Source organism: Pseudomonas sp. FYR_2, from assembly GCF_043106425.1.
Lineage (GTDB): Bacteria > Pseudomonadota > Gammaproteobacteria > Pseudomonadales > Pseudomonadaceae > Aquipseudomonas > Aquipseudomonas monteilii.
Genome location: NZ_JBICMM010000040.1, coordinates 74,597 through 92,593, shown reverse-complemented (window position 1 = coordinate 92,593; position 17,997 = coordinate 74,597). Strand labels below are relative to the sequence as shown.

General features: G+C 61.3%; 14 protein-coding genes and 1 pseudogene. 6 read left to right on the top strand and 9 right to left on the bottom strand.

Annotation, left to right across the window (positions count from 1 at the left end):
• Positions 1 to 40: 40 nt before the first annotated feature.
• The 3 genes from ACF8R4_RS16655 to ACF8R4_RS16645 all read right to left on the bottom strand — a co-directional run bounded on the left by ACF8R4_RS16655 (position 41) and on the right by ACF8R4_RS16645 (position 3,483).
• Positions 41 to 1,222 carry a hypothetical protein gene (locus ACF8R4_RS16655; protein WP_164524571.1) on the bottom strand — a complete coding sequence of 394 codons (1,182 nt, stop codon included), beginning with the start codon at positions 1,220 to 1,222 and terminating at the stop codon, positions 41 to 43.
• Positions 1,223 to 1,285: 63 nt separating this feature from the next.
• Entirely contained in the window at positions 1,286 to 1,753 is a 468-nt protein-coding gene (locus tag ACF8R4_RS16650) for a VOC family protein (protein WP_060500934.1), read from the bottom strand.
• Positions 1,754 to 1,863: 110 nt separating this feature from the next.
• Positions 1,864 to 3,483, bottom strand: a complete 1,620-nt coding sequence (locus ACF8R4_RS16645) for an NADP-dependent glyceraldehyde-3-phosphate dehydrogenase (protein WP_392492946.1) — start codon at positions 3,481 to 3,483, stop codon at positions 1,864 to 1,866.
• A gap of 457 nt (positions 3,484 to 3,940) precedes the next feature.
• On the opposite strand from ACF8R4_RS16645, the gene ACF8R4_RS16640 reads away from it, so the two are divergent.
• The 3 genes from ACF8R4_RS16640 (at position 3,941) to ACF8R4_RS16630 (ending at position 7,118) form a co-directional block, all read left to right on the top strand.
• Positions 3,941 to 5,095, top strand: a complete 1,155-nt coding sequence (locus tag ACF8R4_RS16640) for a hypothetical protein (RefSeq protein WP_104834670.1) — start codon at positions 3,941 to 3,943, stop codon at positions 5,093 to 5,095.
• A 73-nt stretch (positions 5,096 to 5,168) separates the two neighbouring features.
• Positions 5,169 to 6,287, top strand: coding sequence for a glycosyltransferase 61 family protein (locus tag ACF8R4_RS16635; RefSeq protein WP_060500927.1), 1,119 nt, complete (start codon positions 5,169 to 5,171; stop codon positions 6,285 to 6,287).
• Positions 6,288 to 6,329: 42 nt separating this feature from the next.
• A complete protein-coding gene (locus ACF8R4_RS16630) occupies positions 6,330 to 7,118 on the top strand; it encodes an AraC family transcriptional regulator (protein ID WP_060500925.1) in 789 nt (262 codons plus the stop codon).
• Here ACF8R4_RS16630 and ACF8R4_RS16625 read toward each other — a convergent pair.
• Positions 7,111 to 7,692 (bottom strand): LysE family translocator, encoded by a 582-nt coding sequence (locus ACF8R4_RS16625; RefSeq protein WP_060500923.1) that lies wholly within the window; start codon positions 7,690 to 7,692, stop codon positions 7,111 to 7,113. The genes ACF8R4_RS16630 and ACF8R4_RS16625 overlap by 8 nt on opposite strands.
• A 270-nt stretch (positions 7,693 to 7,962) precedes the next feature.
• Between ACF8R4_RS16625 and ACF8R4_RS16620 the strand changes: the two genes are divergently transcribed.
• Positions 7,963 to 9,534 carry a TerC family protein gene (locus ACF8R4_RS16620; RefSeq protein WP_060500921.1) on the top strand — a complete coding sequence of 524 codons (1,572 nt, stop codon included), beginning with the start codon at positions 7,963 to 7,965 and terminating at the stop codon, positions 9,532 to 9,534.
• Here the strand turns inward: ACF8R4_RS16620 and rarD are convergent.
• Entirely contained in the window at positions 9,497 to 10,384 is an 888-nt protein-coding gene (rarD, locus tag ACF8R4_RS16615) for an EamA family transporter RarD (protein ID WP_060500918.1), read from the bottom strand. The two genes, ACF8R4_RS16620 and rarD, sit on opposite strands and share 38 nt — an antisense overlap.
• Before the next feature lie 33 nt (positions 10,385 to 10,417).
• Positions 10,418 to 12,004: an EAL domain-containing protein gene (locus ACF8R4_RS16610; protein ID WP_392492942.1), complete on the bottom strand. Its 1,587-nt coding sequence runs from the start codon at positions 12,002 to 12,004 to the stop codon at positions 10,418 to 10,420.
• A 299-nt stretch (positions 12,005 to 12,303) separates the two neighbouring features.
• Between ACF8R4_RS16610 and hppD the strand changes: the two genes are divergently transcribed.
• On the top strand, positions 12,304 to 13,380 hold the full coding sequence (gene hppD, locus ACF8R4_RS16605; protein ID WP_016714000.1) for a 4-hydroxyphenylpyruvate dioxygenase: 1,077 nt from the start codon (positions 12,304 to 12,306) through the stop codon (positions 13,378 to 13,380).
• 22 nt (positions 13,381 to 13,402) lie between these two features.
• Here the strand turns inward: hppD and ACF8R4_RS16600 are convergent, their stop codons facing one another.
• Complete coding sequence (locus ACF8R4_RS16600) at positions 13,403 to 14,209, bottom strand: CSS-motif domain-containing protein (protein WP_060500914.1); 807 nt, start codon at positions 14,207 to 14,209, stop codon at positions 13,403 to 13,405.
• 133 nt (positions 14,210 to 14,342) lie between these two features.
• Positions 14,343 to 15,029: a type 1 glutamine amidotransferase domain-containing protein gene (locus tag ACF8R4_RS16595; protein WP_060500913.1), complete on the bottom strand. Its 687-nt coding sequence runs from the start codon at positions 15,027 to 15,029 to the stop codon at positions 14,343 to 14,345.
• 194 nt (positions 15,030 to 15,223) lie between these two features.
• On the opposite strand from ACF8R4_RS16595, the gene ACF8R4_RS16590 reads away from it, so the two are divergent.
• On the top strand, positions 15,224 to 17,287 hold the full coding sequence (locus ACF8R4_RS16590; RefSeq protein ID WP_164524569.1) for a PAS domain-containing sensor histidine kinase: 2,064 nt from the start codon (positions 15,224 to 15,226) through the stop codon (positions 17,285 to 17,287).
• 5 nt (positions 17,288 to 17,292) lie between these two features.
• On the opposite strand, the pseudogene ACF8R4_RS16585 reads toward ACF8R4_RS16590, so the two are convergent.
• Positions 17,293 to 17,990 (bottom strand): annotated as a pseudogene (locus tag ACF8R4_RS16585) (response regulator); the annotation flags it as partial.
• Positions 17,991 to 17,997 lie beyond the last annotated feature (7 nt).

Below are 17,997 nucleotides of genomic sequence, written 5' to 3'. Positions count from 1 at the left end.
CTGGCTTGCCGGCGATGGGCCGCAAAGCGGCCCTGGGATTTCAACGCTCCCGCATGAAAAAGCCGGCAACGAATCTGCTGAAGGTTTCCATGCTCTTGAAGTCGGCATAACGCTTGAAATTCTCGGCATCCGGCTCAGGCCCAATCGGCTGTTCCAGCAACGACACGGACAGCACCCGGTCCCGGTCGGAGGTCAGCACCAGTTCATCCATGACCTGCCCGCCAATCACCGGCCTGCGCATTTGCACTTTCACACCTTTGCTGGCCATCCAGTCAATCAACGACACCAGCGCCTTGAGCGGCTCGCGCTCTTCGTCGCGGTACACCGGGAACAGGTGAGCGCGGGACAGTACCGGTACGCTGGCCACATGGATCAGCTCATAGAAATGGCTGCCGGCGCTGGTCGGCGAGTAGATCATCAGCGCCAGGAGCGGCCCGGTGGTACGGCTACCGCCCCAATACAGGTGGTGCCCCTGGAAATCGAAGCCGTCTTCATTACGGTTGTTGAACAGCTTGCGCCCTTTGATCTGGTCGACACAGTCCAGCAGCAAGCCGTGCCGGCGGTGGTTGCCGAACACAGAGGCATCGCGCAGGCGGGCCTTGAGCATCATCATGTGCTTCATGTCCAGGCGGGTTTCCAGGTAGTTGCTGGCGGGCACCCGCTCCAGCAGCGGGTAGCGACTGGCAACGCTGCGCAGTTCGGCAAACTGGGTGGTCAGGTCCTTTTTCAGGTGGGTGGCATACAGGTTGAGGCCGCTGGTTTCGATCCAGGTCAGCAGCAGCGACAGCAGGCGCTGTTGTTCCCGGCGGTCGTTGCCCTCGCCGCTGGCACTGCTGGTGGCGCTGCGGAAGTCGCCGATCAGGCGTAGCGGCGTGTCGGGTGGCAGCCAGGCCGCAGGTGGGGCAGGGTCGTTTTCACGCTCGGCTGCCTCCCGCTCGTCCTTGGTGAACGGGCAGCCAGGCGCGTGTTCTGCCGTGCCCGGGTTGTTCTTGAGAAACAGCGTGCCGGTACTGCCGTTAAGGGTGACATTGAGCACCGGCAAGGCGTCGTTGCGGCAGTCACAGGCCAGCCACTGGTTTGCGTTGCGCACGTTCATCAGCAGCTGGTTGGCCTGCAGCAGGCGCGGGCCGCCAAGGCTACCGGTGGCAAAGCCGACCAGCAGCTCTTCTTCGGCGGGGGTCAGGCTGCGCACCTGGGCGGCGGATTTGTCGATGATTCGCATGAAGCAGCTCCAAGCTACGAGCCCCAAGCTTCAAGCAAAGTCGCGCTGCTTTCAACTTGCCGCTCAGTTGCCGCCAAACAGCTTCGCGGCACGGGCACGAATTTCGTCCGGGGTGAGGTCCTCCTTGTGAGTGGAGACGAACCAGATGTTGCCGAACGGGTCTTTCAGGGTGCCGCTGCGGTCGCCGTAGAACTGGTCCGTCAACGGGTGCAACTGGGTGCCGCCGGCCGCCAATGCTTGAGCGTAGACCTTGTCGCAGTCTTCGACATACAAGTGCAGGCCCACGCCTGCGCCGCTGAGTTTCTGGCTGGCGGTAAGGCCGCCCTCCATGTCGCAGGGGTCGCCCAGCATCAGCGACGAATCACCGATTTTCAGCTCGGCATGGCCCACACGGCCACCTGGGGCATCGAGGCGGAACATCTCGACCGCGCCAAAGGCCTGCTTGTAGAACTCGATGGCCTTGGCGGCATCGTTGATGGCCAGGTACGGGGTAAGGCTGTGCTGGCCTTCGGGGATGGGTTTGGCTGCCATGTTCGACTCTCCTTCGCAGTGGGCGCCGGAGGGCGCCCTGTTGCTTAGAGTCGTTTGCACAGAGGGAAAATCGACAATGGCCCTAGATCGATTTCCTATAAGCGCGGCCGTCAGAAGATGTAGTCGGTGGTCAGGAAGGTCGACTGGCGGTTGCGGATGATTTCGCTGATCAGCGCCTTGTTGGCCTCCTGGAAGCGGGTGGCGACCAGAGTGCGGATGGAGAACACACGCAAGGCATCATGCACCGACAGGGTGCCTTCGGCGCTGTTCTTGCGGCCGTTGAACGGGTAGGTGTCCGGGCCACGTTGGCACTGCGCATTGATGTTGATGCGCCCGACCTGGTTGGCGAAGGTGTCGACCAGGCTGCCGATGGTAGCCGGGTCGTTGCCGAACAGGCTCAGTTGCTGGCCGTAATCGGAGTCCAGCACGTAGTCGATCACGGTTTGCAGGTCGCGGTAGGGCACTACGGGCACCAGGGGGCCGAACTGCTCTTCGTGGTACACGCGCATGGCCTGGCTGACCGGGTACAGCAAGGCTGGGTAGAAGAATGAGCCGCGGCTCTGCCCGCCACCTTCGTTGAGCACTCGAGCGCCCTTGGCCGTGGCATCGGCGACCAGGCCGTCGAGGTAGTCGACCTTGCCAGGCTCGGGCAGCGGTGTCAGTGCTACACCGGGCTCCCAGGGCATGCCGGGCTTGAGCGCGGCCAGTTTGCGCTGGAACTTGTCGAGGAAGGCATCGACCACATCCTCGTGGACAAACAGGATTTTCAGTGCCGTGCAGCGCTGGCCATTGAACGACAGCGCACCGGTGACCGCTTCTTCTACGGCGTTGTCGAGGTCGACCTGGGGCAGCACGATACCCGGGTTCTTGGCATCCAGCCCCAGCGCGGCGCGCAGGCGGTGAGGGCGTGGGTGCAGCTTTTTCAGGTCGCTGGCGGCCTTGTGCGTACCGATGAAAGCGAACACATCGACGTTGCCGCTGGCCATCAGCGCGCTCACGGTTTCCCGGCCTCGACCATAGATCACGTTGATCACCCCGGGCGGGAAGCTGTCACGGAAGGCTTCGAGCAGCGGGCGGATCAACAGCACACCGAACTTGGCGGGCTTGAACACCACGGTGTTGCCCATGATCAGCGCGGGGATCAGTGTGGTGAAGGTTTCGTTGAGCGGGTAGTTGTAGGGCCCCATGCACAGGGCGACACCCAGCGGCGCCCGGCGGATCTGGCCCAGCGTGCCTTGTTCAAGCTCGAAGCGGCTGGAGCGGCGGTCGAGGTCCTTGAGGGCGTTGATGGTGTCGACGATGTAGTCGCAGGTGCGGTCGAATTCCTTTTCCGAGTCCTTGAGGTTTTTGCCGATCTCCCACATCAGCAACTTGACCACGGCCTGGCGCTGCTCGCGCATGCGTGCCAGGAAGGTTTCGACGTGCTGGATACGCTCGGCCACACGCATGTTCGGCCAGGTACCACGGCCTTTGTCGTAGGCCTGAACGGCGGCGTCGAGCGCGGTAAGGGCGGTGTCGGCATCAAGCAGTGGGGCGCTGCCCAGCACCACTTGGCGTTCTTCGCCGCCTTCCTTGAGCCAGATGGGGCTGCGTACCGTGGCCAAGGGGCCGTCCCAGCGCCTGAGCTCGCCGTTCACCAGGTAATCACGTTGTTCCAGGGGGGCTTCCAGGCGCCAGATTTGCGGAATGCTATCGGCGTTGGGGAAGAGTGAATCGAGCAGACGGTCCATGGGTACTGCACCTCACTTAGCGGGGCGGGTTTCAAGCCGGGTGAATCGCTTCAGCTGCGAGCATGCACCGGCTGCCGAAAAAACACCAGTCTGGCTCAACAGGGCCCCTCGTGCTTGTCGACAGGCTGCCTTCGCATTCTAGGGTTGTTATGCAAAGACGGCATCAAGGGTTATCGATTGATAGCGAAGTGATAATTGCATCGGCGCGCACCGGGCACGGTTATAGCAAAGTGCTTGTCGGGTATGGACTTCATGCAGGAAATTTGACGCCATGAAACTTGATCTAAAGTTAGCGGGAGGCCGCTTGCCAAAGCGTTTGCAGGCATCTTAAATTGTTACTGAATGTGATAAATAAGTTTGAGCTCATACTATAAAAATCAAGACGTTAGGTGTTTTTGCTGATTTTTTCTCTTTTTCCGATAGACCATAGAGCACTTCAAAGGACGTCGAAGAAGAAATGAAAGAGACCTTGACGGCTGTGGCGCGAAAACTCCTGTCGCCCTCCATGCGCTACGAAATGAGGCTGCTGGCCAGCAAGGTGCGTGAAGTGCTGGCGCGTGCCTGTTTCTGGCGTTGGGAAGTTGCCAGGTTCCGGATGCAGCAGGAAAGCCCGTACGAAATCCTCTACATAGGGCGCAAGCAGCAACGGGAAATGGCCAAACTGCTGATTGGCGGCAAGGGCCAGGGCAGTGCGTCGATCGTGGAGGGTGCAAGCGCGACTGCGGCGGCCAACCATGTTGTGGTGATCAGCGAAGTGCCCACCTCAGGCGCGTTGTCAGTGCCGCATTATCTGAGTGCCGTGGTGCCGCTGGGGCGCCCGCTGGAAGACATCACGGCCCGGTACGACAGCGAACTGCGCCGCAGCATCCGCAAGAACCGCCCACTTTACCAGATGCGCCAAACCCTCTCGGACGACGAGATCGCCATGGCTGACCGAGACCTGCTGCGCCCCTATGCCACGGCCAGACAAGGCATTCATGCGGCACAGTTCCCCACCGACGAAGTGTTCCGGATCGCCAAGGGCGTTGGCCGGCTCGACCTGATTACCTTGGGCGATGAGGTAATCGGCTGCCATTTGGGGTGCGAAGTGGTGCGCGGCGGCAAGCGCTATTGGAGCACCTTGCGCTTTGGTTATTGCGAAGCGGTGTTTTCCGATGCCAAGAAGTTGCGTGAAGTGAACTCCATCACCACGTTCATGGCCCTTGAATGGGCACTGGAACAGGGTTTCGATTATTACGACATCGGCCTGTGCCTGGCGCGGCCAGATGACGGGCTGTTGAAGTGGAAGCGCCGGCGTGGCGGCGATATCGACTCGTTGGGCAACCATGCCTACCTGTTCGTTCGCTTGCCCAAGGCCGGCACGGCGAAGTTTTTGTGGGACACGCCGATGTTCGCGGTCGAAGGCGACAAGCTCACGTTGCACCTGGGGTTGCCCGAGGGGCCGAGTGAAGAAGAATTTGCCAGCCGCTACCACGAAATGGTGTTTGGCGGGCTGCACAAGATTTACCTGTATGGCGGCAACGGTGCGGGCGAACCGTTTGTGGAAGCATTGCGCAGCCGGTATGCCAACCTGCAATCCCCCCCCGCGATGGAAAGGGTGATGTCCAACTGAGTGTTAGCCAGGGATGCGTTGAGAGGGCGCGATGCGCCCGGTTTCTGATTTCGTTACCAAGGGAGGACGCTTCATGGGAAGCGACATCTCGCAGTTCAGTGCATCGCCCGCAGCCAAGCAGCACACCTGGACACTGGCTGCCTACCGCTACATGGCGCGAAAACGCCTGGGCAAGAACACGGCCATTGACCTCAAGAGTGTGGCTACCAGGAGCTGGGACATTGCGCCGGGCGAGACCACGGTGTCGCCACCGGCCATCTACCTGCCCGGCCAGCTGGAGCGGGTGACGGGCTGGGAGGGCAAGCGTTTTTACCCCTACGTACACCCTGCGCGCACCATGGAGGGCGGCATCAGTACGCTGCAAGGGCCAACCCGGGGTTACCTGATCAAGAATGTGTGGCTGGTCGATGGTGCGTTGTACAAGGGCAAGGCCAGCCATTGGTTGTCACTGAAACCCAGCACCTTTCCGGGCATCATCGTGGACAACGAAATCGATCGTGCAGCCATTTATTGCACGCAAAACGGCAACTCCTGGTTCGGCACCTGGCTGATGGAAGATTGCCCGACCTATGCGCTGGCCTGTAACGAAGGTATCCCGGTGACCACCGCCCCCTCGGCCAAATACCCGTTGTTCACCCAGGCCCCCGCCTATGAAGACTGGCTGGACATGAAGCCGCTGCGCCTGCGCAGTGCGTTTTTCCGTGAGCTGGTGCTGTTCGATGACCAGAGCAACAACCGTAGCCGCCACGCCCGCTACCGGGCCATGGGGGACAAGCTGCTGTCGCATGTGCCGCATGCCCCGCACCCAGGCGTGTTCCTGCTGCGGGGCGGCGACGGCGACCTGCGCCTGCTGCGCAATGAGCTGGAGCTTGCCGAGCATCTGCGGGTTACCCGTGGTTTTCGCGTGGTCAACCCGCTGAAGTCTGATGTACCGAGTATTGTCGCAGCCTGTGCCGGGGCAAACGTGGTCATTGGCGTAGAGGGTAGCCAGTTGGTACATGGCGTGAATGTGCTGCAGCCTGGCGGTAGCCTGCTGACCTTGCAGCCGCCTAACCGGTTTGTCAGCTACTACAAATACCTGACGGATCGCGACCACCAGCAGTTCGGCTTTGTGGTGGGGATACCGGAGGGCGATGGTTTCAGGATCGATATCGGTGAAGTGGAACGCACGCTCGATCTGTTTGCGCGATAACCGTGTAGTATCGGGGCATCTGAGCAACGCGTGGGCGAGAGGATGATAGAGGCATCACGGTTCTGGCGTGACCCTGCGTTACCCTTCGTCGAAGCCCGGCGGGTAGGGGACGGGCGGCAGGTGTGTTATGCCGCTCATTCCCACGAGAGCTTTTCCATCGGTGTGATCACCGGTGGACGCAGCACTTACCTGAACGGGGGCCTGCGCATTGAGGTGGGGGCCGGCACCACGGTGCTGATGAACCCGGGCGTGGTGCATACCTGCAACCCCATCGATGGCGAGCCTTGGTCCTACCTGATGCTGTTTGTCGACATGCCTTGGTTACAGGCGCTGGGTTTCACCTTGCCGACGCAAACCTGGAGTAGCTCGCCTGCGCTGTACCAACGTTTGATGCAGGCTTTTGCCGACCTGTTCGACGCCAGCGTGCCTGACAGGGAGGCGCGCCTGGCGACCCTGTTTTGCGCATTGCCGGGCTTTCTCTCGGGTGAAACTGGCGAGGGTGAAGCAGGTAACCCACGGCTGGACGCGGCGGCAGCCTTCATACGTGCCCATCGTAGCGATCCGCTGAGCCTGGAAGACATCTGCACCGCCTGCGGCCTGTCACGTTCCTACCTGATTCGTGCATTTGGCCAACGCTTCGGGCTGACGCCGCATGGCTACCTGCTCGATCAGCGCGTACAGCTGGCCAGGGCGCAGCTGCGCCAAGGCCGCGCGATTGCCGAGGTGGCGCAGGAGGCCGGGTTTGCCGACCAGGCGCATCTGCAGCGGGCATTCAAGCAGCACCTGGCGGCGACACCGGGGCATTACCGCGATGCCGCTGGCGTCAGATAACCAGGTAGACAGCACTGCCTACCAGCAACACCGCCAACCCTCGATTGAGCAAGCGCACGTGCCGTGGGTTGCCCAGATACTGGCGAATCATGCTCCCGGCCCATGCCCAACACGCAACCGAAACAAAACAGATCGGGCCATAGATCCAGGCAAAGAGCCACAGCAGGTGCTGTTCACCCCCCGTGTAAGCGCCGACCCCGGCCACTGCCGCCAGCCAAGCCTTGGGGTTTAACCATTGCATTGCCGCGCCGTGCCAGGCTGAAGGCGCTGTTGTCGAGTGTGTGCCGGTCAGCCGGCCGTCGTCGCGGGCCAGCTTCCACGCCATGTACAGCAGAAACGCCACGCCGCCCCAGTGCAACAGCAGGCCCAGTAGCGGCCAGCGCAGCAGCAGTTGATGCAGGCCCAGCCCGACCAGCACCAGCAACAGGCAGAAGCCCAGCGTGGCGCCGGCCACATGCGCCAGGCTGGCGCGTAAGCCATGGTTGGCGCCGCTGCCCAGAGCAATGATGTTGACCGGGCCGGGGGAAATCGACGCCGCCAGTGCGAAGGCGGCCATGGACAGGGACAGGCTCATGAGAAAGATCCGGTGGCTGGAAGGAACCGTGATTTTCAGCCCTTGGCTGTCGAGGGTATTGAAGAAAAGTACCCCCTAAATGCCGCCCCACACCTGATACAGGTTTTGTAATAGTTTTGCGCTATCACAGAAACCAGTGCTGCTTGTAGGATCATTTTCCCAATTTGTTAACAAGGTCTATATGAGCACCTTCGCGGAGCCCCCCAGTTTTCGGCCTTTCTGGCCATCCTTCCCCCGTCCTCGTGACGCTTCCCCTGTGAGTACCCGCTAATGGAATGGCTAGCCGATCCCACGGCCTGGCTAGGCCTGTTGACGCTTATCGTCCTTGAGCTGGTGCTGGGTATCGACAACCTGGTGTTCATCGCCATCCTGGCAGACAAACTGCCGCCGCATCAGCGTGACCGCGCGCGGGTGATTGGCCTGAGCCTGGCATTGATCATGCGCCTGGGCCTGTTGGCCAGCATCTCGTGGATGGTCACCCTCACCGCGCCGCTGTTCGAAGTGTTCGGCAAGAGCTTCTCCGGCCGGGACCTGATCATGCTGTTCGGTGGTGTGTTCCTGCTGTTCAAGGCCACCATGGAACTGCATGAACGTCTTGAGGGCCATGTAACCCAGGCCAGTGGTACGCTGCGTCATGCTGCGTTCTGGCCGATCGTGGCGCAGATCGTGGTGCTTGACGCGGTGTTCTCCCTGGACGCGGTCATTACCGCGGTGGGCATGGTCGAGCATCTGTCGGTAATGATGATCGCCGTGATTTTCTCGATCGGTATCATGATCGTTGCCAGCAAACCGCTGACCCGCTTCGTCAACGCCCACCCCACAGTCATCATGTTGTGCCTGGGCTTCCTGATGATGATCGGTTTCAGCCTGACCGCCGAAGGCCTGGGCTTCCATATCCCGAAAGGCTACCTGTACGCGGCCATCGGCTTCTCGATCCTTATCGAGCTGTTCAACCAGCTGGCCCGTGCCCGCCGCAAGCGCAGCTTGCAGCAGCACCGGCCGTTGCGTGAACGCACTGCCCATGCCGTGCTGCGCCTGCTGGGTGGCCGCCGTGTCGAGGCGGACGAAGTGGGTGAGGAAATCGCCGACCTGGTCGAGGGGGGTGAGGAGCAGGTGCTGTTCGACCGCCGTGAGCGGGTGATGATCAGTGGCGTGCTGAACCTGGCCGAGCGGCCTATCCGTACGGTGATGACCGCCCGTGCCGAGGTCGACATGATCGACCTGGGGCAACCGGCCGACGCCATTACCCAGGCCCTGGCCAACTCGCCGTACTCGCGCCTGCCGCTGATCCGCAATGGCCGTGTCGACGAGCCTCTGGGCTTTGTGCACAAGAAGGAATTGCTCAAGGAGCTGCTGTCGGGCAGCCAGCCGGACCTGGAAGGCATGGCGCGTGTGCCGCTGAATTTGCTGGAGAGCTTCAGCATTCTCAACGCCCTGGAGCAGATGCGTGGCCAGTCGACTCACATCGCCTTCGTGGTCAACGAGTTCGGTGACTTCACCGGCCTGCTGACCATGACCGACATCCTTGAGTCGATTGCCGGTGAACTGCCGGATGCCAGCGAGGTTGAAGGCCCCGGCATTGTCCAGGAGGGCGAGGGCTTCGTGGTCAGTGGTGCGCTGAACCTGAGCCAGGTCCATGCGCGTACCGGCTTCAGTGCCCGTGCTACCGAGGACTACCAGACCCTCGCCGGCCTGGTGATGAGCCTGCTCGACCGCCTGCCGATGGTGGGTGACCGCCTGGCCTGGAATGGCTGGACGCTGACCGTGGAGGCGGTGGAAGAGCGGCGGGTGCGCCAGGTTCGGCTTACACCGAACGGCGACGCTGACGCAGCAGGTGCTTGAAACCCTCGAGCACCAGCACCAGCACCGCGGCCCAGATCGGCAGGTAGGTCAGCCACTGATCCGGGCCGATGGTTTCGCCCAGCAGCAACGCCACGCCCACCAGCAGCACGGGCTCGACGTAGCTGAGCAGGCCGAACAGGCTAAATGGCAGCATGCGGCTGGCGAGCACGTAGGCGATCAGGGCCGAGGCGCTGATCGCCCCAAGGATCGGGATCAACGCATACAGCCCAGGGTGGGCTTGCAGGTCAGCGCTGGAAAGCGGGCCCTGGATAACGAAGTACAACGCCCACGGTAGCAGCAGGCACATGTCGCACCACAGCCCGCCCAGGTGGTCGGTGCGGCAGCGTCGGCGCAGCACGAAATAGATCGGGTAGCCGATCGTCACCAACAGGGTTTCCCAGGCAAAACTGCCGTTTTGGTACAGCTCGTGGCCCACGCCCAGTGCGGCACAGGCCACGGCCACCTTTTGCAGGCGTGATAGACGCTCGCCGTACACCAGCCGCCCGGTCAGGACCATGGCCAGTGGCAGCAGGAAATAGCCCATCGACACTTCCAGGCTGCGCCCATGCAAGGGTGCCCAGAGGAACAGCCACAACTGTACGCCCATCAGCCACGAGGTACCGACCATGCCCAGCAACAGGACAGGCGTGCGCTTTACCCGGGCCAGCAGCTCGCCCACGCGTTTCCAGTCTTTCGAGACCAGCATGAACAAGGTGAGGCAGGGCAGCGTCAGCAGGGTGCGCCAGCCAAAGATCTCTTCGCCATCCAGTGGCGTGAGCAGCGAGGTATAGAAATACATCACAGCGAACAGACAGGACGCCATGACCGATGAAACGATGCCTTTTGACACGAGTGCCTCGAATAGGGGAGTTGAGCGGGTGGATCAGCCGCGCATGATCTCAGGGGCCGCGCCTTGCGGCAACTGCACAGCGCCCGGGCGTGTGGCCAGTGCCTCCAGGAACTGGGCGGCCGGCATGGGCCTGGCAAACAGGTAGCCCTGCTGGAAGTCCACCCCATGGCTGGCCAGGTAGTCGCGCTGGGTGTTCGTTTCCACACCTTCGGCCACGATACCCAGGCCCAGCTTGGCCGACAGGTCGATGATGCTTTCCAGAATGTGCACGGACAGCGCATCGCCGCCGATCATGGCGACAAAGCTCTGGTCGATCTTCAGGTAGTCGACCTGGAACTGGCGCAGGTAGTTGAGGCTCGACTGGCCGGTGCCGAAGTCGTCGAGGGCAATCATCACACCCATGGCGTGGAGCTTTTCGAACAGTTCCAGGGTCACCGGGGTAGGCTCGATGAGTTTGCGCTCGGTCAACTCCAGGGTCAGCACCACCCGGCCCGGCGGAAAGTGCTGCAGGAAGGTGCGGCAGTCGTCCAGCAGGCTGAGGTCGCGGCAATGATCGGCGGTGATGTTGACACCGATATGGAACCCGTCCTCCAGCAACCCCGCATAGGGCGCCAGGCTTTGCGCGGTCTGCATCATCAGCGCACGGGTCATGGCGACGATCTGCCCGCTGTGCTCGGCATAAGGGATGAACAGGTCGGGCCTTACCAGGCCCTCGCGCGGGTGGTTCCAGCGCATCAGCACTTCGGCACCGGCCCAGCGGTAGTCACCCTTGCGCACCACAGGCTGGAAATACGGCAGAAACTCGTCGGCCTGCAGCGCCCGGTCCAGCTCGGCGCGGGGAGAGGTGGCCCGGCGAATCTGCCAGCGGCATACCAGCGCCGCCACGGCACCCAGCACCAGCAGCAAGCTGATGAGGGCAGGGTAGTGGCTGCGTAACAGCTGGCCCTGTTTGCCGTTGCTGTAGCCGCCCTGCACGCTGAACGGGTAACGGGTCGAACCCAGCAGCACGTTGGCGCTGGCGGCGGCAGGTGGTACGCCTTTGTGCACGACACCGTCCTTGCCCATCCAGGCATCGCCCACGCGGATTTGCAAGTCTTCGTCAGGGCCGATCAGGCGCAGTGCCGTTAGCAGGTGGTCGCCATCCACCGTGGTGATTGCTCCTTTGTCGCCCTCGCTAACACGGTACACCAGCAGCGCGTGCCCCGGGGTGACCGAGTTGCCGTCCATCAGCCACAGTTTGCCGTCGATATAGTCACTGGCGTTGACCGGTTCGTCGAACTCGCCGAACAGCGAGGTGCAATACAGGTTGTTGTGCCTGAACAGGTTGGTCGAGCGCACGAAGGCGTTGCGGGTAACCTGGGCACGCAGCGTGAGCTGGGCCTGATCGCAGGGGCCGCCAGCCAGGGGCAGCAATGCATTGGCAGCACTGGACAGGTTGTCGAGGATGCGTTCGACGTGCTCCACCGCCTGGCGGGTGGTGGCCTGGCTGCTGGCCTGCATCTCGCGCTCGACCTGCCAGTTCATGATGGCCAGGCCGCACACCACTGGCAGCACGCCGACGCCCCAGGGCAACAGGGTACGCCAGCTGAATGCGGCGCGGCGTTTTACGGTAAGGGGCATGCTGACCTGGCTACGATGAGAGATAACGAGAGCATAGCCGTTTGTCGGCGCTCAGGACCAACTAAAACGCGACAAACCATTTTACGCAATGTAGAATCCGTTTACGAATACAACAATAAGGTCCTTCAGCTCCGAAGGATCAAGCCCGCCGAGAATGGGTCCATATGACATACCATGGGTTCAAGCTGATCATAGGTGACTTCCTCGCTCGCAGCGTGCGGGGCATCCCGTGCTCACCGCCGTTTCTGTTCCACATCCCACGCAATCAATAATTTTTCGCTGCAGATGAGGACACGAACATGGCTGATATCTTCGACAATCCAATGGGCCTGATGGGCTTCGAGTTCATTGAGCTGGCTTCGCCTACGCCTGGCGTACTCGAGCCGGTCTTCCAGATACTGGGTTTCACCAAGGTGGCTACCCACCGCTCCAAGGATGTGCACCTGTATCGCCAGGGTGGCATCAACCTGATCCTGAACAACGAACCCAAGAGCATCGCCTCGTACTTCGCGGCGGAACACGGCCCTTCGGTGTGCGGCATGGCGTTCCGCGTGCGCAATGCCCATGAAGCCTATGCCCGCGCCCTGGAGCTGGGTGCCCAGCCGGTAGAAATCGAAACCGGCCCGATGGAGTTGCGCCTGCCGGCAATCAAAGGCATTGGTGGTGCGCCGTTGTACCTGATCGACCGCTTCGACGAAGGCAGTTCGATCTACGACATCGACTTCAACTTTATCGAAGGCGTGGATCGCAACCCGGTAGGTGCGGGCCTTAAAATCATCGACCATCTCACCCATAACGTTTACCGCGGGCGCATGGCTTACTGGGCCGGCTTCTACGAGAAACTGTTCAACTTCCGTGAGATCCGCTACTTCGATATCAAGGGTGAGTACACCGGCCTGACGTCCAAGGCCATGACTGCGCCCGATGGCATGATCCGCATCCCGCTCAACGAAGAGTCGTCCAAGGGGGCCGGGCAGATCGAAGAGTTCCTGATGCAGTTCAACGGTGAAGGCATCCAGCACGTCGCCTTCCTTACCGACGACCTGCTCAAGACCTGGGACGCCCTGAAGGGCTTCGGCATGCGCTTCATGACGGCGCCACCACAAACCTATTACGAAATGCTCGAAGAGCGCCTGCCTGGCCACGGCGAGCCGGTGGATCAGCTGCAAGCGCGTGGCATCCTGCTCGATGGCGCTTCGCAGCCCGAAGACAAGCGCCTGCTGCTGCAGATATTCTCGGAAACCCTGCTTGGTCCGGTGTTCTTCGAGTTCATCCAGCGCAAGGGTGATGATGGCTTTGGTGAAGGCAACTTCAAGGCGCTGTTTGAATCCATCGAGCGGGACCAGGTGCGCCGTGGAGTGCTGAGCACCGACTGATCCAGCCTGAGGGGCGCCGCCATCATGCATGCTTGGCGGTCGCCTCACGGCTGTGGGCTCTCGCCCCGTACAGGCCCAGATACACGATCGAGCCGGTCACGATCCCTACCAGCATCAGTGAGGGAAAGATCTGCACCATTGACTGCTGAATTTCCTTGGCGGTGAAACCTTCGGCGTAACCGCCTTTTACCCTATACCCATACTTGTTCGACAGCGCGCTCGCAAAAAACTCGGGCTGCGAAGGGCGCTGTGTGTCTCGACTATCGCCTTTGCTCCAGATGTAGCGGTCGTCGAACTCCAGCAGCAGTGTCAGGCCATCCTGAAAAGCGTCCAGTTCGTTGCGTAGCAAAAGGGCATAGGCGGTCACGATTACCCCGCCATGATTCCCCTGCAAGTAATAGTTGACCAGCAGCTTGCGGCGCTTGTCGGGTTGCCCATAGGACAACTCGACCTGCTGGCCGGACCCGGCAAAGGACGATAGGTATTCCAAAGAATCTGAAGTGCTGCTGCAGGAGGCTTCATTACCTTCTACCAAGGTCAGCGATCGGATCATGGAGCGGCTCACAACTTGCTCCTGTAATGCGCTCTTGACCCTGTCGCATGGCTTGCCTGCGAGCGGCAAGGCGCGCTGGGCAGCTTCATGCATCCTGTTCAGCGCCTGGTCAATGCTGAACACAGCCTCCTGAACAGAGATGGCGGCGTTTTCCGAAAGCTTCATCTCCAGCTGAACAATCATCACCAACAAACCGGAAATCACAGGTACAAGGCCCACCGTGATGAGCAGCAACAGCTCCCGCAGGCGGTATCCTGCGTTCAGGATTTTCAACATAGGGCAATCGCTCTCCGGGCCGAAGCTGTTCGGGGTGAACAACTGAACCCTGAGCCTATGCATTCAATGGCCGATCGGCTGTAGTCCTTGTGCAGTATGCGGCAGAGGAAAACTACAAGGTTGATGTCAGGCTTTAGCTCGCCTTGAGTTTTGCCAGTACATGTTCGGCGAGCAGGGCGGTCGAGGCTGGGTTCTGCCCTGTGATCAATCGACCATCCTCGACCACGTATGGCATCCACGGATCATCATGCTTGCTGTACTCGCCGCCGCGGCCACCTAGCTCGTTTTCCGTCAAAAATGGGACTACTTTGTCCAGTTCGGCCAGTTGCTCCTCGATATTTGAGAAACCGGTCACCTTGCGGCCTTTCAGCAGCAAGCTTTTGTCGCTGAGCTTGATGTTGAGCAGGCCAACCACGCCGTGGCAGACCGCCGCTACAATGCCGCCTTTTTCGTAGACTTTGCGTGCCAGCTCCTGCAGGGGCGGGTTATCGACAAAGTCGTACATCACGCCATGCCCACCGGTGTAGTAGATGACGCCGTATTCGTCGGCCTTTACCTGATCGGGGCTCAAGGTGGTGCCCAGGCGCGTCATGAAGCGCTTGTCGTCATACCATTGCCAGTCCAGCTCTGGAGCCATCTGCAGGCTGTGCGGGTCGATGGGCACGTAGCCGCCCTGTGGGCTAACATAATCGACCGTGTAGCCGGCCTTTTCGACCTTCTCGACAAAGTGCACGGCCTCGCCCAGCCACAACCCGGTCGCCCGCTTGAGGGTTGGGTATTTGGCTGTATTGGTCAGCACTACCAGCATTTTCTTGCTCATGACCATGCTCCTCTCGGCAACCTAGACAGGCCGGTGCTCCCTGGCCCAAGGGAAAACCTAATCAGCATAGCTGCCCCCTGCAAGTGCGCCATGGTACGTGGTGCGTGCTGTGCTAACGTGAACAGATTCCACGGGTGAGCCTGCCTGTTCAGGTAGCACCGTGGCCAACCCGGAGCATTGCTGGAGTCACGATATTGGTCGCAAACAGTACGCCACGCGGGCCTTTGCAGCCGGTCATGCTGCAGCCGCCTGTTTCACAGCCGGTCGACTTGATGGCGCAGCGGATTGCACGGTTCGACTGGGGGCGTACTTCGCTCGGGCCATTGCCGCGCTGGCCGGCTTCGTTGCGTATTGCCGTCGACATGATGCAGTTGTCACCGTTCCCTTGTGCCGTGGTCTGGGGGGCTGACCTTTGTGTGGTGCACAACGAAGGTTACAGGATGCTGCGGGCAGTTCCGGACGCCTTGGGTGTCGCGTTCGATAGGCTGTGGCACGATGTCTGGCCGGCAGTGGGATCCCGGGTGTTCCAGGCGCTGGAGGGGCGCTCGAGTTTTGTCGAGGATCTCCCCCTGAGTGTTCCCGGCATCGCGGGCGAGGAGCCGATATGGTGCGCGTTCGGTTTTGCACCCTTGCATGATGAGCTGGGCAATGTGGCGGGTTTTCTGCATACGGTGATCGAAACGACAGCCAGTGTCGAGGCGCCCCACCATTGGCGCGCGCAGGCGCTGGGGTTTGAGCAGCCGGTCGAGCGCCATGTGGCTGAGCGCGAACAGTTGTGGCAACTGTCGCGCGACGCGATGATGACGGTGACTGCGGAACTGAAACTGCATGCCGTCAACCCGGCCTGGTACCGCATTCTGGGCTGGACCCAAGCGCAGGTGCAGGATATGCCGGTGCTGGACCTGGTGCACCCGGCTGATCGCGCCGACGTGCAGCTGGCAGTGTCCGGGCTGCTGCAAGACAGCAACACGGAACAGATCGAGACCCGCCTGCGGCACCGTGATGGTCATTACCTCTGGTTTCGCTGGAACGCGCGGTTTGATGGCAGGCTGCTGACGGCGGTTGGCCGAGACATTACCGGAGATCGCGACGAGCTTGCACGTCGGTCCAAGGCGCTGATGCGTAACAGCGAGCGTATGCAGGTGGTCGGCCAGTTGGCGAGGGGTATGGGCCACGAAATGAATAACCTGCTGTCCGGGGTCAACGGCAGCCTTGAGTTGTTGCAACGGCGCCTGCGGGAGGGACGCCTGGAGGGGGTGGATGCCTACGTGGAAGTAGCGCGCGAGTCGGTGCAACGCGCCACGGAACTGACTCACCGCCTGCTGGCGCTCTCTCGCCTTCAACCCTTGGCCACCCGGCCGCTGGACTTCAATCGGCAACTACGCCTTTGCGAGCCATTGCTGCTGAAGACGTTGGGCGCGGAGGTTGGCTTGCACTGGCAGCTGGATGTAGTGCCGTGGGCGGTGAACCTGGACGTTCATGAGCTTGAAAATGCCTTGATCAACCTATGCACCAACGCCCGGGAAGCGTGTCTGACGCAGGGCAGTGTCACGTTGCGTACGGTCAACAAGCGCTTGACCAGTGCTTTTCCGGATGCGCGGGGCCTCCCACCTGGCGACTACGTAGCCTTGTATGTCGAGGACGACGGCTCTGTTATGTCGGCAGCGGACATCGCCAGGGACTTTGAACCGTTCTTCACCACCAAACCCGTCGGGCGTGGGGCCGGGCTGGGGTTGTCGATGGTGTATGGTTTTGTCAGCCAATCGGGCGGGTATGTCTGGATCGAGTCTGTCCCGGAGCGGGGCACCAAGGTTTCCATGCTTTTCCCAAGGTGGCATGAGCCCGTTCCGGAAGAGCCAAAGCCCGCACCGCCCTCGCAGCGCGTGGCCCGGGGCGAACGCCTGCTGCTGGTGGATGACGAGGTGAATTTGCGCGTGGTCATGCACGAATACCTGGCCGAGCGTGGTTTCGACGTGACGGTAGCAGGCGATGCGAACACTGCCCTGGAACGCTTCCGCCATGCTGGCCCCTTCGACCTGGTGATCACCGATATCGGCTTGCCTGGCGTTTTCAGTGGCCGGCAACTGGCCAGCGCCATGCGCACGCAGATTGCGCAACAGAAAATCCTGTTCATTACCGGTTATGCGGACCAGCCCATCGAAGCGCAATTGCTCGATCAGCCGGGTACGGCGTTGATGAGCAAGCCATTTCTGCTGGCGGAGCTTGCCGACCAAGCGCTACGCATGCTTGATGAATAATGGCATCACGGCTTGCCAAGAATTTGCGACACTTGAGCCTGCAGTTGCTTCAGTTCGAACGGCTTGCAGATCAAATGCATGCCCGCCCCCAGGAAATACTCGCGGGCCATGGCCGTTTCCGCGTTCCCGGTGATGAACAGCACCGGCAAGTGTGGGCGCAGGCTGCGGGCAATCTCGGCCAGTTGCCGGCCGTTCATGCCGGGTAGGCCGACATCGCTGATCAGCAGATTCACCGTTTGTGTCGAGCGCAGCACCTTCAGTCCCTCGTTGGCGTTGGCGGCGCTGTGGCAGGTGAGCCCCTCATCGCGCAGCATTTGGCACAGCAACTGGCGCACATGTCGGCCGCCGTCAGGATGCACAGGTTGCGCCGGCTGACGCGATTGTCTGACCGGGCCGATATGACGCGGCAGGTAAAGGTCTACCTGGGTACCTTGGCCGATTGCGCAGCGCGGACTGGGTCATGTGCAACAGCTGGGCGTTTTCAAAGGGTGCCACCAGCAATACCAGGTTGCCCACCGGATGGTTGCTAACGCCGCTGGGCGACCAGCACGATAGGCAAATCCGACCAGCTCGGTTGTTGGTCGATGAAGGCCTGCAGCGATGCGCTCGGGCCTTGGCTGAACGCTTGTTCGGCGATGATTGCCAACCCTGCACCTTCGGCCAGGCGCGCCTGCAGGTTGGCCAGGCCGACCGCGCAAAAAGTCAGTCGT

Bases quoted from the DNA above. Each gene is read 5' to 3' on its own strand.
- ACF8R4_RS16650 (WP_060500934.1), bottom strand. From the start codon at position 1,753: ATGGCAGCCAAACCCATCCCCGAAGGCCAGCACAGCCTTACCCCGTAC.
- ACF8R4_RS16620 (WP_060500921.1), top strand. From the start codon at position 7,963: ATGGAATGGCTAGCCGATCCCACGGCCTGGCTAGGCCTGTTGACGCTT.
- ACF8R4_RS16610 (WP_392492942.1), bottom strand. From the start codon at position 12,004: ATGCCCCTTACCGTAAAACGCCGCGCCGCATTCAGCTGGCGTACCCTG.
- ACF8R4_RS16595 (WP_060500913.1), bottom strand. From the start codon at position 15,029: ATGAGCAAGAAAATGCTGGTAGTGCTGACCAATACAGCCAAATACCCA.
- ACF8R4_RS16645 (WP_392492946.1), bottom strand. From the start codon at position 3,483: ATGGACCGTCTGCTCGATTCACTCTTCCCCAACGCCGATAGCATTCCG.
- hppD (WP_016714000.1), top strand. From the start codon at position 12,304: ATGGCTGATATCTTCGACAATCCAATGGGCCTGATGGGCTTCGAGTTC.
- ACF8R4_RS16630 (WP_060500925.1), top strand. From the start codon at position 6,330: ATGATAGAGGCATCACGGTTCTGGCGTGACCCTGCGTTACCCTTCGTC.
- ACF8R4_RS16640 (WP_104834670.1), top strand. From the start codon at position 3,941: ATGAAAGAGACCTTGACGGCTGTGGCGCGAAAACTCCTGTCGCCCTCC.
- ACF8R4_RS16655 (WP_164524571.1), bottom strand. From the start codon at position 1,222: ATGCGAATCATCGACAAATCCGCCGCCCAGGTGCGCAGCCTGACCCCC.
- ACF8R4_RS16635 (WP_060500927.1), top strand. From the start codon at position 5,169: ATGGGAAGCGACATCTCGCAGTTCAGTGCATCGCCCGCAGCCAAGCAG.
- ACF8R4_RS16600 (WP_060500914.1), bottom strand. From the start codon at position 14,209: ATGTTGAAAATCCTGAACGCAGGATACCGCCTGCGGGAGCTGTTGCTG.
- ACF8R4_RS16625 (WP_060500923.1), bottom strand. From the start codon at position 7,692: ATGAGCCTGTCCCTGTCCATGGCCGCCTTCGCACTGGCGGCGTCGATT.